General features: G+C 42.6%; 15 protein-coding genes. 13 read left to right on the forward strand and 2 right to left on the reverse strand.

What is annotated here, in order from left to right:
* Nucleotides 1–10 precede the first annotated feature (10 nt).
* Nucleotides 11–1,273, reverse strand: a complete 1,263-nt coding sequence (locus tag H8K26_RS04740; RefSeq protein ID WP_223826858.1) for a L,D-transpeptidase family protein — start codon at nucleotides 1,271–1,273, stop codon at nucleotides 11–13.
* On the reverse strand, nucleotides 1,273–2,307 hold the full coding sequence (locus tag H8K26_RS04745; RefSeq protein ID WP_190477783.1) for a nuclear transport factor 2 family protein: 1,035 nt from the start codon (nucleotides 2,305–2,307) through the stop codon (nucleotides 1,273–1,275). Before H8K26_RS04745 ends, H8K26_RS04740 begins: the two co-directional genes overlap by 1 nt.
* Before the next feature lie 544 nt (nucleotides 2,308–2,851).
* On the opposite strand from H8K26_RS04745, the gene H8K26_RS04750 reads away from it, so the two are divergent.
* The 13 genes from H8K26_RS04750 (at nucleotide 2,852) to H8K26_RS04810 (ending at nucleotide 15,599) form a co-directional block, all read left to right on the forward strand.
* A complete protein-coding gene (locus tag H8K26_RS04750; RefSeq protein WP_190477785.1) occupies nucleotides 2,852–3,826 on the forward strand; it encodes an acetyl-CoA carboxylase carboxyltransferase subunit alpha in 975 nt (324 codons plus the stop codon).
* Complete coding sequence (gene tilS, locus H8K26_RS04755) at nucleotides 3,823–5,232, forward strand: tRNA lysidine(34) synthetase TilS (protein ID WP_190477787.1); 1,410 nt, start codon at nucleotides 3,823–3,825, stop codon at nucleotides 5,230–5,232. Before H8K26_RS04750 ends, tilS begins: the two co-directional genes overlap by 4 nt.
* Complete coding sequence (gene dnaQ / locus H8K26_RS04760) at nucleotides 5,232–5,951, forward strand: DNA polymerase III subunit epsilon (RefSeq protein WP_190477789.1); 720 nt, start codon at nucleotides 5,232–5,234, stop codon at nucleotides 5,949–5,951. The genes tilS and dnaQ overlap by 1 nt, the downstream gene beginning before the upstream one ends.
* A 527-nt stretch (nucleotides 5,952–6,478) precedes the next feature.
* Nucleotides 6,479–6,796 carry a flagellar transcriptional regulator FlhD gene (flhD, locus tag H8K26_RS04765; RefSeq protein WP_186885553.1) on the forward strand — a complete coding sequence of 106 codons (318 nt, stop codon included), beginning with the start codon at nucleotides 6,479–6,481 and terminating at the stop codon, nucleotides 6,794–6,796.
* 43 nt (nucleotides 6,797–6,839) lie between these two features.
* The gene (gene flhC, locus H8K26_RS04770) at nucleotides 6,840–7,394 is read left to right on the forward strand and encodes a flagellar transcriptional regulator FlhC (protein ID WP_186885552.1); all 555 of its coding nucleotides are present in this window, start codon (nucleotides 6,840–6,842) and stop codon (nucleotides 7,392–7,394) included.
* Between the two features lie 430 nt (nucleotides 7,395–7,824).
* On the forward strand, nucleotides 7,825–8,229 hold the full coding sequence (locus H8K26_RS04775; RefSeq protein WP_186885551.1) for a methyltransferase domain-containing protein: 405 nt from the start codon (nucleotides 7,825–7,827) through the stop codon (nucleotides 8,227–8,229).
* Between the two features lie 137 nt (nucleotides 8,230–8,366).
* Nucleotides 8,367–9,227 (forward strand): flagellar motor stator protein MotA, encoded by an 861-nt coding sequence (motA, locus tag H8K26_RS04780; RefSeq protein ID WP_186885550.1) that lies wholly within the window; start codon nucleotides 8,367–8,369, stop codon nucleotides 9,225–9,227.
* A 21-nt stretch (nucleotides 9,228–9,248) separates the two neighbouring features.
* Nucleotides 9,249–10,178: a flagellar motor protein MotB gene (motB, locus tag H8K26_RS04785; protein ID WP_190477791.1), complete on the forward strand. Its 930-nt coding sequence runs from the start codon at nucleotides 9,249–9,251 to the stop codon at nucleotides 10,176–10,178.
* Between the two features lie 50 nt (nucleotides 10,179–10,228).
* The gene (locus tag H8K26_RS04790) at nucleotides 10,229–10,777 is read left to right on the forward strand and encodes a chemotaxis protein (RefSeq protein ID WP_186897226.1); all 549 of its coding nucleotides are present in this window, start codon (nucleotides 10,229–10,231) and stop codon (nucleotides 10,775–10,777) included.
* A gap of 54 nt (nucleotides 10,778–10,831) precedes the next feature.
* On the forward strand, nucleotides 10,832–11,197 hold the full coding sequence (locus H8K26_RS04795; protein ID WP_186885547.1) for a response regulator: 366 nt from the start codon (nucleotides 10,832–10,834) through the stop codon (nucleotides 11,195–11,197).
* A 36-nt stretch (nucleotides 11,198–11,233) separates the two neighbouring features.
* A complete protein-coding gene (gene cheA, locus H8K26_RS04800) occupies nucleotides 11,234–13,288 on the forward strand; it encodes a chemotaxis protein CheA (RefSeq protein WP_190477793.1) in 2,055 nt (684 codons plus the stop codon).
* A gap of 32 nt (nucleotides 13,289–13,320) precedes the next feature.
* The gene (locus tag H8K26_RS04805) at nucleotides 13,321–13,836 is read left to right on the forward strand and encodes a chemotaxis protein CheW (protein WP_186885545.1); all 516 of its coding nucleotides are present in this window, start codon (nucleotides 13,321–13,323) and stop codon (nucleotides 13,834–13,836) included.
* Nucleotides 13,837–13,898: 62 nt separating this feature from the next.
* The gene (locus tag H8K26_RS04810) at nucleotides 13,899–15,599 is read left to right on the forward strand and encodes a methyl-accepting chemotaxis protein (RefSeq protein WP_190477795.1); all 1,701 of its coding nucleotides are present in this window, start codon (nucleotides 13,899–13,901) and stop codon (nucleotides 15,597–15,599) included.
* Nucleotides 15,600–15,650 lie beyond the last annotated feature (51 nt).

Below are 15,650 nucleotides of genomic sequence, written 5' to 3' on the forward strand. Positions count from 1 at the left end.
TTTTCGCCTGTTATACGTTTGATTCATACACAATTCGCCATTTGGCTGCTTCTTTCCTCCAGTATTGCCTTTTTCTGGTACTGGCCCTGGTTTTTCCTGAGGTAACTTCTTGTGTGAAGGTGCTGACTATCATTTCATCCTTGCCTGGATAAATAAAATGCGTCACGTCCTTCACTTTAACAATGGGAGTAACCCAGCTATCCCATGTTTGTCTTTGTTTGGAAAACCATGAGTTTAAATCTTCCCCTTGATTTGCCCTGAAATTTCTCGAGTAATTTGCAAAAATCCGGTTGGCATTCTGGCTTTCAAGATCGAGGCGCCAGTCTTCCAGTAACTTTGCCGCAAACTGTTTGTCAAGACTCCATTTTGCTTGATTGACGAATTCAATGTGCTCACTGATGATGACCGGAGTTCTGCCTATATCTACCGATGCAGCGATTTTTAAAAAATCTGGATTCGTCAGTACGACACAGCCATCTGATGCTAACGGCGGTCTGCTGAAGCTACTGGAGGGCATACCATGTAGCCAGATGCCAGAACCACTGCGACCATTAATTTTATCCCATTCATTAGGATAGTTTAGAGGAAGTGCTCCCGGGCCGTAAAAGTCGGGAAGCTTGCTTCCGGATAAGCGGCTGGTAATGTAATAGACTCCGAGCGGGGTTTTTTGATCCCCCTCCTTAAATTTATTTGTACCAAATTTACCCTGACTGATGTAATGGTCACTGATAAGCCGGAGTTGTCCTGCATTGTTTTCGTAGAGATATAAGCGAGATTTTTTTGCGTCGACGAGAATTACTTGCTTTTGATCTTCACGTAGTTGAATAACTGGTCTTGGAAGCAAGTCTGGAGCCGGGCGTTCCCGAAAAGATCTGATCCTCGCAGCAGCTTCATCGCGTAGTTCTTTTAATTTTTCACCCTGAACATTCGCCCCCGCTCCAAAACTGGCTACCGGGCGGGTGTGCATGAGTAACAAGTCACCCCTGATCAGGTGCGCTAATTGAAAGTGAGGATAGGCATCGATTAACTCGTCAATTTTAACTTGAGCGTTCTGAAGCTTATTTTCTGCAAGGCTTTTATAAACTTCAATTAAAAGCTGGTCAGGATTCGCTGTGCTTGAAATTTGTTCAGAAGGCATTTTTTGCGGGCGCGTTCTGGCCATTGCATCAAATGTACCGATGCAGATTGAAATACAGTAGATAAGAAGGGCGCAAACAACCCGCTTCGTGGCTATGTTGACGACCGAAGCACTTCTATTGACAGCGAAAAACATCAGCTACCCGCGCGCTCCTGCTTAATTTGCCATTTACCATCTTGCTTCGTCATGTTGATGGTTTTGCGGCTGTTGGCAGTCAGGCGGTCAGAGGTGTATATCTGGCGGAATTTAACAGTTGCATTGTTGCCGTCGATGTTGACTTTGGCACTTTCGATTTTTACGCTGATGCGACCTTTGCCTTCAATTCTCTCGCGCCTTTCCTCTGCCCATGCTTTTCGCGATTCGCCTTTAGGTGTCTGGAAATCTTTGGCATAGTGCGCCAGATAGGCGTTGGTATCTTTGTTGCTCCAGGCCTTCGCCCAATTTTCAATGGCTTTCATCACGTCATCTTCATCCTTATCCTGGATTTGTGACGCTTTAGATTTGCTAGTTGTTTCGGCTTTAACCGGTTCTGGTTCGGCCTTTACTGGCGCAGTTACCTGCTTTGTTGGAGTAGGAGTGACTGGTGCCTTCGCAGACGCCGCCTGTGCAATTTGTATTGCTGGCGACGGGCTTGTTTTAGGGTTTGTTCCACCGGTGGTATTGCCAACCAGATTGCGAACTAAGGTCAGTTTTAACTTGGCAGTGGCGTTTCCCGAATCAAGTTGCAGCGCCTTGTCGTACGCTTGGCTGGCTAACTTTGCGTAGACGTCACCTAAATTTTCGTGCGCTGTGCCATACGTAGGATTTGTTCTGATTGCCATTTCCAAAGATGCCCGGGCTTTATCATATTGTCCTGATGCAGCATATAAAACAGCAAGATTATTATATGGTTCAGGCAATTCCGGATAGTCGTCAGTTAACTTGGTGAAAATATTAATTGCTTCAGCGCTTTTGTTTTGTTCAGTAAGAATCAAGCCTTTTAAAAAACGCATTTGAGCGTCTTTAGGGCGAACAGCCAGGGCACCGTCTACTTTTTGAAGCGCTTCAGATATTTGGCCTGCGCGAAGCAATTTTCCGACATCGGCCGCATCGTCAGCGAAGGAGGGGGCGGAGAATAAGGCGAAAGATAAATTTGATATGACGAAAACACTTTTTAAGATTTGGCGCATGGCGTTCTGGCTTGGATTTATCTGAGATTGACTGAACATAAGAGCGGCAATGTTATACTAAAGATATACGTAAGCGTCATCTTATCAAATAAGTGTGCTTATTGGGCTTTTGCTCGAGCAAACATCAGATATTCGTGAGTTCGTCTTTATTTTTGCTCACAATCGAATATCTTATGTTTTGAATATTCAGCTCATTTTGAATAAGCCTGAGTTTTATCGATAGGGAAATGGCTACAGATAAAAGACGAAGGCAGTATTTATCTGTTGATTTGGTTTGAGGGTGAACGGATACTGGACAGAATGGGCAATTTTGATATTTAATCTGCTCCGTTTGAATATTTACGGCATTTCTTTGAGAAAGTCCTGATTATTTATTTGCAAAGTTGTTCCATCAACTGATTTTGTATTGTGGGGTTGCGGGCAGATTGAAGTTATTGCGCACGAGGGCTTCAACGCGGCAAGCGATCTATGCAGGTGAACTATATATATTGACTTCGTCAATCCGTAAGAATTTTCTCAACTCGTGTGGATTTAAGGAGGCACGATGACTAAAACGACATTCCTGAGTTTTGAGCAGTCAATAGCTGAGCTCGAAACTAAAATTGAAGAGCTGCGCTTCGTACAGGATGACTCTGCTGTTGATATCTCCGAAGAGATTGACCGGCTTTCCAAAAAAAGTCAGATGCTGACTAAAGATATTTATGCAAAGTTGACTCCTTGGCAGGTATCGCAGATATCTCGTCATCCTCAGCGCCCATATACGATGGATTACGTCAACCACGTATTTACCGACTTTCATGAATTACACGGTGACCGTAGCTTCGCTGATGATCAGTCGGTTGTTGGTGGTTTAGCTCGTTTTAATGGACAGTCCTGCATGGTCATCGGCCATCAAAAAGGACGCGATACAAAAGAGCGGGCCATGCGTAATTTTGGTATGCCAAAACCCGAAGGCTACCGTAAAGCCATGCGCTTGATGAAGCTGGCAGAAAAATTTGACATTCCTGTCTTCACTTTTGTTGATACTACCGGTGCGTGGCCTGGGATTGATGCGGAAGAACGTGGTCAATCGGAAGCAATCGGACATAATTTGTATGTCATGGCTGAGCTGAAAGTGCCGCTGATCACAACAATTATTGGTGAGGGCGGTTCTGGTGGCGCTTTGGCTTTAGCTGTTGGCGATGCAGTATTGATGTTGCAGTATGCGACATATTCCGTTATTTCTCCTGAAGGATGCGCCTCTATTTTATGGAAAACATCTGACCGAGCGTCTGATGCCGCAGAGGCGCTGGGACTGACAGCGCACCGGTTAAAGGCAATGGGATTAATCGACAAAATTATTAATGAACCACTGGGTGGTGCGCACAGAGATCCTAAGCAGATGTGTTCTCTGGTTAAACGTGCACTGGCCGATACACTGCGTCAGTTCCAGGGTGTTAAAACTAAAGATTTACTTAGCGCTCGCCACGAAAAACTGATGAGTTATGGTAAATTTAAGGAAACAAAGATTTCTGAATGAATCAACGTGGTAACAGCGGTGCTTTACCGCACCGCTTCTCTGAAGTACTGGACTCCTACTTTTCAGAGTTAGGAGTTGAGTCAGTCCCCGGGATGGCTATTGCATATAGTGGCGGGCTTGATTCTTCCGCCCTCCTTATGCTGGCAATTGAGTATTGTCGTCTCCGTAAAATTTCCTTGGTTGCAATTCATATACATCATGGACTCAGCACAAATGCTGATTCATGGTTTGAGCATTGTCGATCAGTATGTCTTGCACATAACGTGACTTTTTTATATAAAAAAGTCACGCTCGATGTGACTAAAAAAGAGGGAATAGAGAGCAGTGCACGAAGTGCTCGTTATCTGGCTCTTGGGCGAATTTGCCAAGAACACCAGATCAATTTTTGCCTGACGGCTCATCATCAGGATGATCAGGCCGAAACTCTTTTAATGCAGATGTTGAGAGGTTCTGGTGTTGCAGGGTTGTCAGGGATGGATCGATTTAATACTGCAGAGAGTTTGCTTGGTGTCGGCACCCTGATGTTAATGCGTCCTTTGTTGCAAGAAACCAGGGGCGACTTAGAGCAATTTGTTGATTCGCGCGATATTTTACACATACACGATGAGTCAAATGATGACGCACGATTTCTGAGAAACGCGCTAAGACATAAAGTGATGCCCATGTTGGAGGAGGTGTCACCTGGGTTTTCTAAACGTATAGCAAGAACAGCAACGCACATGCGATCCACCCGTATATTGCTGGAGGATCTTGCCGGACATGATTTAAGTACTTGTTCGGATAATGATGGATTAAGTTTGCAGTCTATTCGTTCGCTGTCGCCCGAGCGTGTTAATAATTTGTTGCGACTGTGGTTTGCAAGGCTACGGTCAAGAATGCCAACTACCTCAAGGCTGACGGAGATACTCAAGCAATTGTTCGATGCGCGTGATGATGCCCGCGTTACAGTTTTCCATGATAATTTGGCGATACATCGATACCGAGACAGAATCTATGCAACCTCCAGACTGGATGAGCAGGATCGATCGGAAAAGTCTGAGGTATTTAAATGGTCAGGGGAAGATAAGTTAGAGTTCCCAGGCATGGGTGGTACTTTGTATTTTCAATATTCAGATTTTGGCGTTGATTGTGAGTGGTTAAAAGGGCGATCACTTGAACTTCATTTTCGCCGAGGTGGCGAGCGCCTCAAGTTGGCAGAAAATCGATCTACCCGCGATATGAAAAGTCACTATCAATCCTTAAAAATCCCATTTTGGGTAAGGCAGCAGCTACCTTTCGTATCAATTGGAGATCAACTTATATTCGCTGCAGGCGTAGGGATGCAGTCCAGCTTCTGTTCGCAAGGGAGTGGAAGCCGGATTTTATTAAAGTGGGTTGCAGAACAATCGAATAAGGTATCCATGTGATGGAAAAGAATTTAAGGCAAATTGTTTTAGATACGGAAACAACCGGCTTAAGTGCGCGCGATGGCAATAGAATTATTGAGATTGGCTGTGTTGAGTTAATTAATCGGAAATTATCCGGTAATAATTATCATCAATATATTAATCCTGAGCGCGACTCCGAAGAGGGCGCACTTGCAGTGCATGGATTGACCACAGAATTTCTTAGTGATAAGCCAAAATTTTCTGATGTGGTCAAGCAGTTTTGCGAATATATTAAAGGTGCTGAAATTGTTATTCACAACGCGCCGTTTGATATCTCTTTTCTGAACGCTGAGTTTGCCAGAGTCGGTCTGGGGCTGTTTACTGACTATGTTGAAATCGTTACTGATACCTTGGTTCAAGCTAAAGAGTTGCACCCGGGAAAGCGGAATTCTCTCGACGCTTTATGTGATCGTTACGAAATCTCTAATTCGCACCGAAAGTTGCATGGAGCGCTGCTTGATGCGGAGCTTTTGGCTGACGTATTTTTGGCGATGTCCCGAGGGCAGAATAGTTTTGAAATCGATTTACCTGTTGAAGAGAAACCGGTAATTGAAGAGGTTGTGTTTGTTGATATTCCTATCGACGAAGTCATTCTTAAGATGGCGTCACCTGATGAGTTAATTGAGCACGAAACACTTTTATCTGGTTTGGATAAGCAGTTAAAACAGAGTTGTGTATGGCGAAGTCCGCCTGTATAGATTCAAATATAAATAAGCCGTTGCTATTTCGTTATATTTGTTTTGTATTTTTACCTTCCTTTTCGTGGGTTCTCCACATCAAATCTAGGCAGTTTGTTGCGACATTGCACAAAAACAGAAAAAACTTTAAAAAAATCTAAAAATAATTAAAGTTTTTTCTGATGCTGCCGTTAATAAATCAGACAGAAAATATTTTTAAATTTATTTTCTAATTCCCCTAAAGTTTTAAAAAATGCTGCCGTTAATGGTATTAAGTTAGGTTAGTTTGGAGTGTTTAACTTCAATAAGTATTTGATTTTTATAGAATTTTAGTTTTTAAGCTTGTTTTAGCTTTCTTGAAATTAAAAAATAAAAAATCGACATAAATTCAAAAAATAAAGCTTGTAAGAATTTGTCTTACGAGCTTCTTCTGTTTTTCCTTCATCTAAATACCTTTTTTTTCCTATACACCCGAATTTTGTGGTCACTCACAATGTATCTCAACGGCAAGATACTTCGCCTTTGAACATGTATTGGAGGGTAGGAAAATGACACAGAACGACATGATGGCTGAAATACGTGATGCAAACTTGAGTTACTTAATGCTTGCTCAGCAAATGATTCGTGCTGATAAGGCAACTGCCATTTTCCGCCTTGGGATCGGTAAGGAAATTGCTGACTTAATTGAGGGTTTGAATAATTCACAAATCCTAAAGCTGGCAGGGTCCAATATGATGTTGGCAAGATTTCGTTTTGAAGACAGCTCGATTCTTTGCATGCTCACTAATTATAATAAAGAGCGTTCTCTCGCTCATTCTCACGCAGCGATTTTAATGGCAGGTCAGCCTGTCGAAGAAATTCATTAAAACTGTGTGTTGAGTATCTTTTAAGTAATGACGAGAGGTTGATATGGCTAGCAAAAGTGTTTTGAATGAAGCATCAGAGATTCAGTTAGCGGTAGATTTAGTAAATCTTGGTGCTCGCTTGCAATTATTGGAGTCTGAAACGTCACTCTCTCGTGAGAGGCTCTTAAAGATTTATAAAGAGCTGAAAGGTGTGTCTCCTCCGAAAGGAATGCTTCCATTTTCAACGGACTGGTTTACGACCTGGCAACCAAATATCCACTCATCGTTATTTATGAATATCTATAAATATTTGAATGAGCATGCTGAAGTTTCTGGTATTGAAGCTGTTGTTAAATCTTATCGGCTTTATCTTGAACAGGTTGGTTGTGTATCGCCTGACGATGCTGTGCTGTCTTTGACGAGAGCGTGGACTTTGGTCCGGTTTTTCGAAGGGAAAATGCTAACATTTGCAAAATGTTCTGAATGCGGCGGTCATTTTGTTGCACATTCATTGGATTTGAATAATCATTATAAGTGTGGGCTGTGTCATGTTCCCTCCCGCGCAGGTAAAACTAAAAAAACGAGAGAGGCTGACATTCCTTTGGAGATGGTGGCTTAATAATTAATTAATAGGAGTTGCTTTGGAGGCATTGCGTGTTAGTCACAAAAGCCATAGTCCTTCAAGCGCTCAGACCAGATATCCTTTACTAAAAGCGCTACTGGTTCAGATTTTATCGTTCGTCGTTTGCTTTTCTTTTGCGATCATTGTCAAAAATTTTTACGGATACGTATTTAGTCCGTTCACATTTCTTCTTCTTCTTTTATTTCATTCATTTCTGTCTCTCCTAATTTCACTTCTGCTTAAATGTGAGTGGTGGTGGAATGTTATTGCATTCATCTTTCCCATTTTTATCTTCTTCGGTTTGTATTTGCAGATTTCGTCTGCGCTTAGCTTGGTTATCTTTCTTTTTCTTTTTTTTGTTTTCGGCACTACTCTCACTACAAGGGTGCCATATTTTCCATCCCACTCGTCGTTGTCTGAAAGGCTTTTGGAATTTTTCTCTGATAAAGAAAAGTTGCGGCTGCTTGATGCGGGAAGTGGTTTGGGCGGCTTGATTATTGACTTATCTAAAGCCAGACCGGATTGGAAGTTAACTGGAGTTGAAATTTCCTCATTTCCCTGGCTGTTTAGTTTTCTAAGGTCAAAAATCTTACGTCGTCAAAACGTCAAATTTCAACTTGGGAGTTACGAATATTTAAATTTTGAAAAATTTGATGTTGTTTTTGCTTATTTGTCGCCAGTAGTGATGTCAGAAATTTGGAAAAAGGTGCAATATGAAATGGTGCCTGGAAGTATTTTTATGAGTTACGAGTTTCCTATTGATGGTGAGCCCCCGAGTTTCGAAATTCAAGTGAGTGAAAAAGGGGAGATATTGTATGTTTGGCAAATGTGATGTCGAGAGTAAATTCTTTAAAAGAAACATCATTTCTGCATAGATTTACATCAATTTCTGATGATTCCTATCAGTTGGGCTGATATGATTGACGTAAGATATTTGAGCGTAATTTTCCAGTCAGGGAGTAAATTTCCGTGTTAGTTATTGTTGGTTATATTGTAATTTTAGGGTCTGTGTTTGGTGGCTATGCGCTAGCAGGTGGGCATCTTGCTGTTTTATTTCAGCCGTTAGAGCTACTTATGATTGGTGGTGCTGCTCTTGGTGCTTCTTTTGTAGGAAATAACGCTAAGAATTTGAAGGCAACAATTAAGACGTTGCCAAACGTTTTCAAGGGATCCAAATACTCAAAAGCTCTGTATATGGAACTGATGACCATGCTCTTTGATGTGCTGACAAAAGTGCGGAAAGAAGGGTTGATGTCAATCGAGGGCGATATTGAAAAACCAGAAGAAAGTCCGTTGTTCAGTAAATACCCCTCAATTGTTCATGATCATCACATGATGGAATTTATCTGTGATTATTTAAGATTGATGGTGTCAGGAAATATGGATGCTTTTCAGATTGAAAATCTAATGGATAATGAATTGGAAACGCACCACCACGAAGGAGCAATGCCTTTTCATTTTATTGCTAGATTGGGAGATGGCTTACCGGCCTTCGGTATTGTTGCTGCGGTGATGGGCGTGGTGCATACCATGGAATCTGTTGGTATTCCCCCTGCTGAATTAGGAATTTTAATTGCTCATGCTTTGGTTGGGACTTTTTTGGGTATTTTGATTGCTTATGGATTCGTGGCACCGCTTGCAAGTTTGCTGGAGCAGCAATTGGAGGAGTCATCAAAAACTTTTCAATGCATAAAAGTAACTTTGCTCGCCAGTTTGAATGGTTATGCCCCCGCATTGGCAGTTGAGTTTGGGCGCAAAGTTTTATATTCAACAGAGCGGCCAACTTTTAGTGAGTTGGAAGAGCATATAAAACAATCGAAGTCAAAATAGTGAGTCTAGCAAGGTTTTCCAATGGCAAATGAAGAGCTGCGGCCGATAATAGTAAAGCGGATTAAAAAGTCTGGTGGCGGCCACCATGGCGGCGCGTGGAAAATTGCCTATGCTGATTTTGTGACCGCAATGATGGCATTTTTTCTCCTTATGTGGCTTCTTGGATCTACGGCAAAGGGAAACTTGCAAGGTATTTCTGAATATTTTCAGACTCCGCTAAAAGTCGCAATGGCTGGCGGTGATGGTAGTGGTGATAGCTCGAGCGTAATTAAAGGTGGGGGGAAGGATCTTAGTTTGCGTGAGGGGCAGAACCGTAAAGGTGATATCGAGTCCCAGAAGCGCTCGTATAACCTTCAGGCTGCCGAGGCTGCGTTAGCAAAAGCTGATGCAGATAGGCTTAAAGCTTTGAAGGGGAAAATCGAAGCGGCAATTGAGTCCAATTCCACGTTGAAAATGTATAAAAAGCAGTTACTGCTGGATATAACCACTGAGGGTTTGCGTATCCAGATGGTTGATGAGCAGAATCGCCCAATGTTTGCATTGGCAAAAGCTGAATTGCAACCTTATACAAAAGAGATCTTGCATGAGATAGGCAAAGCGTTAAATGAGGTACCGAATAAAATCAGTTTGTCTGGACATACCGATTCGGCTCCTTATGGCTTGGGGGAAAAGGGATATAGCAACTGGGAGTTATCAGCTGATCGGGCGAATGCATCCAGGCGCGAGTTGATTTTTGGAGGGATGGACGAGTCTAAGGTTTTGCGGGTTGTGGGTTTATCCTCGTCTGTTTTATTTGACAAGCAAGACCCGCTCAATCCGATTAATCGGCGGATTAGTATTATTGTGATGAATAAGAAGGCTGAAGAATCTGCATCGCAGGATGGTGGTGCTGTTGAGGTGGTAAATCAGGCAGATTCAAGCGCTGAAGTTTCTGTTAAGTCTGCAAAGTAACTTTTAATTGCACTTAGCCATTGAAAAATTATGCAGAGAGGATGCTTAAGATGTCCGAAAAGAAACTGTTGAGTTCTCAGGTAAAGCAGTTGTTAACGGGAGTGTCGGATCATGGAAACGCCCATCTTTCTGAGGTTGAAACCGACTTGGCGCAAACGGCAATTTTGCTAGGTGAGGCTATTGAAAAACTTAGTGCCAGTTTTTTTGCGCTTCACTCTGCGATTTTGAAGGAGCAAGAAGAAATTCAACTGATCATTAATTCGGGTCTGATTTCTGACGCCACAAGCGATAGATTGAAAACAATTCAAATTGAAATTGCTACCCATGTTAACGCTGCAGTAACTGGTTTGCAGTTTCAGGACATGACGAGTCAATTACTTTCCCGAACGATGCAACGCTGTGAGGGGCTTAGAGAAGTGTTAACAACATTAGGCTTATTTGGGGGAGATGTCACACTGGATATTGACAGTGATGATATCGCTTGTCTTTTGAAAGAAACCACCTCCCGACTCGAAAAACAGAGCGCTGATCTGCAGAATTTGTTGAGAAAGGCAGTTCATCAGAAACATTTGGAAAGCGGAGATGTTGAGCTGTTTTAAGTTGCACTTCGGGCTTTCAGGTATGTTGCATTTAATTCGAAAAATGGAGTAATTATGGCCAAAACGATTTTAGCGGTAGATGACTCTGGTTCATTGAGGCAGATGGTTGCATTTAGTTTAAAGGCTGCCGGGTATCAGGTAATTGAAGCGGTTGATGGGCAAGATGGCCTTGAAAAGGCCAGAAATCAAGTAGTGGATCTTGTTTTAACTGATCAGAATATGCCAAGAATGGATGGGTTGACTTTAATTAAATCGTTAAGAGGATTGGCCACTTACCAAAGAGTGCCAATTCTGATGTTGACCACCGAGTCTAGCGATGACATGAAATCTAAAGGACGTGCAGCTGGTGCAAACGGTTGGTTGGTAAAACCTTTTGATCCTCAAAAGCTCACAGAAGTCGTTAAAAAAGTAATAGGCTGATTTTCAGTTTATTAATGTATATCCCGGAGTTTAATAATGACGATTGACATGAGTCAGTTTTTTCAAGTCTTTTTTGACGAGGCGGATGAACTTCTTGCCGAAATGGAAAAGCTGCTGCTTGCCGTCGATGTTTTGTCCCCTGAGCCAGAGGACTTAAATGCTATTTTTCGTACAGCCCACTCAATAAAGGGAGGAGCATCTACTTTTGGGCTCAATGACATGAGTGAAGTGACTCATGTTTTAGAATCCCTGTTAGATAAAATCAGAAAAGGTGAAATGGCGTTGACTGCTGAGCACGTTGATGCATTTCTTATTGCAAAAGATATTTTGAAAATGCAGGTGAACGGTCATCGGCTTGGCACCCCGGTGGATCAGGATGCCGTTGGTGACGCCAGAATGCTGTTGCAATCTTTTTCAAATGAGGCTGTGCCAGTTGTCGCTCCTGTCCCACCCCCACCAACTCCGGTTACCGAGTTGGATAATACTGAATATAAATCTGCATTCAAAATTGCAATGACAGGTTTGAGTGAGAACGATGCAAAGGCGTTACAAGTTGAGCTGGAGTTGCTTGGATCGATTTCTCAGATCGAATCTGAATCAGATAAAACTATTTTTTATCTGAGCACGAATGAAGCAGCTGACGATATCGTTTCTATTTGCTTATTTATTCTGAATCCGGATTGCTTTACCGTTACAGAAGTACCACTCTCTACGCAAGCTACCCAAAAAAATAAGGAGAAAACTGAGGATGAATTGGGGTACGGCTTTTTTGAGCCACTTGATTCTATGTTCCCTCCTTTAGAGTCAGCTTCGGATTCAGATAAAGCCACTGAACTGGTAATGCAAGCTAACAGTATTGCTTCGTCTGTAAATCATCTTGAGAAGAAAAGTTCAGTAAAGAAAGACGCAGAAAAGCATATTGCCTCTCAAGAAACTTCAACAATCCGTGTGGGAATAGAGAAAGTCGATCAGCTCATTAATTTAATTGGCGAGCTTGTCATTACTCAGGCGATGCTTGAGCAGCGAACACAGGAGTTAGATCCTATCGTTCACGAGCGCATATTGGGGAGTGTCGCGCACTTAACGCGGAATACGCGTGATCTGCAAGAGGCAGTCATGTCAATTCGCATGATGCCGATGGATTATGTTTTTTCTCGTTTTCCACGCATGGTGAGAGACCTTGCGACAAAGCTAGGTAAAAAAGTCGATTTTATTACCCACGGGGCATCGACTGAGCTGGATAAAGGTTTGATCGAGAGAATCGTTGATCCTTTGACGCATTTGGTGCGAAATAGTATCGATCACGGGATAGAAATACCAGCAATCAGAACGCAAAGTGGTAAAAGTGAAATTGGAAAATTGTCTCTGTCTGCCGTACATCAGGGTGGAAATATTGTCATAGAAGTGAGTGATGACGGTGGCGGACTGAATCGCGAAAGAATACTTTCAAAGGCTCGTGAAAATGGCTTAGTGGCGCCGGATTCGATGTCAGATTCTGACGTATGGCAACTTATTTTTGCTCCAGGATTTTCGACAGCAGAAATTGTGACAGATGTTTCCGGACGTGGTGTCGGTATGGATGTCGTTAAGAGAAACATCTCTGCGATGGGAGGTGTTGTTGATATTCGTTCTGCGATGGGGCTGGGCACTACCATAACTATTTCGTTACCGTTGACATTAGCGATTTTGGATGGGATGTCAATTAAGCTCGGTGACGAAATATACATATTGCCACTTGGTTTTGTTGTCGAATCGCTGCAGCCTGCCGCCGTAGATGTCAAAGAGGTCAGTGGTAAAGGAACCGTTGTTAAGGTCAGAGATGAATACTTACCTTTAGTTCCTCTTTATCAGCGCTTCAATTTAACGCCTAAATTTCTTAATCCGTCAGAAGGTATTCTCGTCATTGTTGAAGTGGATGGGAAAAAAGCAGCTTTATTTGTTGATGATTTGGTGGGGCAACAACAAGTCGTTGTTAAAAATATTGAGTCAAATTATAAAAAAGTGCCGGGAATTTCTGGCGCAACAATTTTGGGCGATGGAGGCGTTGCTCTTATTCTGGATGTTTCTGCATTGCTCCGGTCAAATAGATAGTCATAGTTAGAAATGTAAATAAAGGATTGAAAATGTCACAATCGACACAATTAGCCAACGAAACTAAATCTTCCGCTCACGAAGGGAATTCTGATGTCGCGGGCAATGAGTTTCTTGCGTTTACCCTGGGAAATGAGGAATACGGCATCGATATTTTAAAAGTCCAGGAAATTCGTGGGTACGAAGCAGTCACCAGGATTGCAAATGCGCCCGAATTTTTGAAGGGCGTGATTAATCTGCGAGGAATTATCGTTCCGGTTGTAGACATGAGAATTAAGTTTAATCTGGGAAGCCCGACTTACGATCAATTTACAGTTGTCATCATTTTAAACATTGAAGGCAGAATTGTTGGGATGGTGGTGGACAGTGTGTCAGATGTCACTACCTTATTGCCTAGTCAGGTCAGGCCTGCGCCAGAAATGGGAACCACCTTCAGCACAGATTTTCTGATTGGTTTAGGGACGTTAGAAGATCGAATGCTGATTCTGGTTGATATAGATAAATTGATGTCTAGCCCAGAAATGGGGCTCGTTGATCAATTAGCTTAGGTAGTAAATTTTTCTTTAAGATCATAATAAAAACAGAATAACTGTTTATCAGGGAGATAGTTGTGAATTTACGTAATTTGAAAATTGGTACTCGTTTAGCTTTAGGATTCGCCCTTATTCTTGGCGGTATTGTTGTGGTGATGTTGCTGGTCAACGCATTGAATGCGTCGAATCGTAAAGATATGTCGGAAAACTTGCGCCTGGCAAACCAAAAGCAGGCACTGGCTAATCTGATGAAAAGCTCTCTTTATGAAAGTGGAATTGCAATGCGTAATATCGGTATCCAATCGGATGTCGGTGAGATGCAAAAAGAAGAAGGACGAGTCAAGGCCCAGCGTAAGTTATACGATGATTCAAAAGAGAAAATTTCAGCTTTAGGATTAAGTGACGACGAAAAAAAGATCGTTGACGAGATAGCTAAATTAGATAAAGAAGCCTCAGGCCCTTTTAAAGACGCGGTTGGCCAAGCTTTGGCTTTTAACGCTGAGGGGGCAGTAAAAATAATTGCAACGGTTTTAGACCCAATTAGTAATAAACAAATTATTGAAATCAATAAGTTGGTTGAGCTACAGGCCGTCGCTGCTACTCAGGCATTTGATCGTGCAGACTCTGCGGCTAAAAAGTTGTCTTACATTCTTTATGTGATTCTGGTTTTTGCGCTCGGTATAGGTGCATTGATCGCGTGGATACTGACTAACAGCATCACTAAACCTTTATCTGAAGCGCTTGGTTTGGCTGAAACAGTTGCCAGCGGTGATTTGTGTAGTGATGTTGTTGTTGCTGGTAGTGATGAGGTCTCGTCGCTACTGCTCGCGCTGAAAAATATGAACAGCAGCTTGGCCGCAACCGTTGGCAAAGTTAGGGAAGGAACCGAAACAATTACTTTCGCTGCTCAGGAAATCGCGTCCGGAAATGCAGATCTTTCCCAACGCACTGAATCTCAAGCGAGTTCTTTAGAAGAAACTGCCAGTTCTATCGAAGAGTTGACAAGTACAGTGAAGCAAAATGCAGACAATGCGCGGCAGGCAAATCAGTTGGTCGTATCTGCGACCGGTGTTGCAGTTAAAGGTGGCGCTGTTGTCGGTCAGGTTGTGAATACCATGGGATCAATTAAAGACAGTTCGAGAAAAATTGTCGATATTATTGGTGTTATTGATGGGATTGCTTTTCAAACGAATATTCTCGCGTTGAATGCCGCAGTTGAGGCAGCCAGGGCGGGGGAGCAGGGGCGAGGCTTTGCGGTTGTTGCAGCTGAAGTGAGAAATTTAGCTCAACGCAGTGCTGGCGCAGCAAAAGAAATTAAATCCTTAATTGACGACTCGGTTGATAAGGTTGATCAAGGAAGTAAGCTGGTGGATGAGGCTGGTAAAACGATGGATGAAATCGTCACTAGCGTCCAGCATGTTGCCGATATCATGAGCGAAATAGCTGCTGCAAGTCAGGAGCAAAGCGCTGGAATTGAACAAGTCAATCTGGCAATTACTCAGATGGATGAAATGACTCAGCAAAATGCTGCGTTAGTTGAGCAGGCCGCAGCTGCAGCTGAAAGTATGGAGGAGCAAGCTGTCGAATTGGCTAGAGCTGTAAGTGTATTTAAATTGTCTAATTCGCTGCAGCCAGTGGTCAGACCTGTTGCGCAATATCGTGAGTCGGTAGTCAAACCAAATCAGGTTAAACCAGCGGCATTGCCTTCGGCCACAAAAAACACAGAAGCTTCTAATGTTAAGAAGGTTGCTGCAGATGACTCGTGGGAAGAGTTTTGATTTTTAATTAATGCGTGTTCGTATGTGGACCCGGGTGTTCTTTGGTGCTTA

Origin of the sequence: Cognatundibacterium aquatile (assembly GCF_014699135.1) — a bacterium.
Classification (GTDB): Bacteria; Pseudomonadota; Gammaproteobacteria; order Burkholderiales; family Burkholderiaceae_D; genus Undibacterium; species Undibacterium aquatile.

Bases quoted from the DNA above. Each gene is read 5' to 3' on its own strand.
- tilS (WP_190477787.1), top strand. From the start codon at position 3,823: ATGAATCAACGTGGTAACAGCGGTGCTTTACCGCACCGCTTCTCTGAA.
- H8K26_RS04750 (WP_190477785.1), top strand. From the start codon at position 2,852: ATGACTAAAACGACATTCCTGAGTTTTGAGCAGTCAATAGCTGAGCTC.
- cheA (WP_190477793.1), top strand. From the start codon at position 11,234: ATGACGATTGACATGAGTCAGTTTTTTCAAGTCTTTTTTGACGAGGCG.
- H8K26_RS04790 (WP_186897226.1), top strand. From the start codon at position 10,229: ATGTCCGAAAAGAAACTGTTGAGTTCTCAGGTAAAGCAGTTGTTAACG.
- flhC (WP_186885552.1), top strand. From the start codon at position 6,840: ATGGCTAGCAAAAGTGTTTTGAATGAAGCATCAGAGATTCAGTTAGCG.
- H8K26_RS04805 (WP_186885545.1), top strand. From the start codon at position 13,321: ATGTCACAATCGACACAATTAGCCAACGAAACTAAATCTTCCGCTCAC.
- dnaQ (WP_190477789.1), top strand. From the start codon at position 5,232: ATGGAAAAGAATTTAAGGCAAATTGTTTTAGATACGGAAACAACCGGC.
- H8K26_RS04795 (WP_186885547.1), top strand. From the start codon at position 10,832: ATGGCCAAAACGATTTTAGCGGTAGATGACTCTGGTTCATTGAGGCAG.
- flhD (WP_186885553.1), top strand. From the start codon at position 6,479: ATGACACAGAACGACATGATGGCTGAAATACGTGATGCAAACTTGAGT.
- H8K26_RS04740 (WP_223826858.1), bottom strand. From the start codon at position 1,273: ATGTTTTTCGCTGTCAATAGAAGTGCTTCGGTCGTCAACATAGCCACG.
- motB (WP_190477791.1), top strand. From the start codon at position 9,249: ATGGCAAATGAAGAGCTGCGGCCGATAATAGTAAAGCGGATTAAAAAG.
- H8K26_RS04745 (WP_190477783.1), bottom strand. From the start codon at position 2,307: ATGCGCCAAATCTTAAAAAGTGTTTTCGTCATATCAAATTTATCTTTC.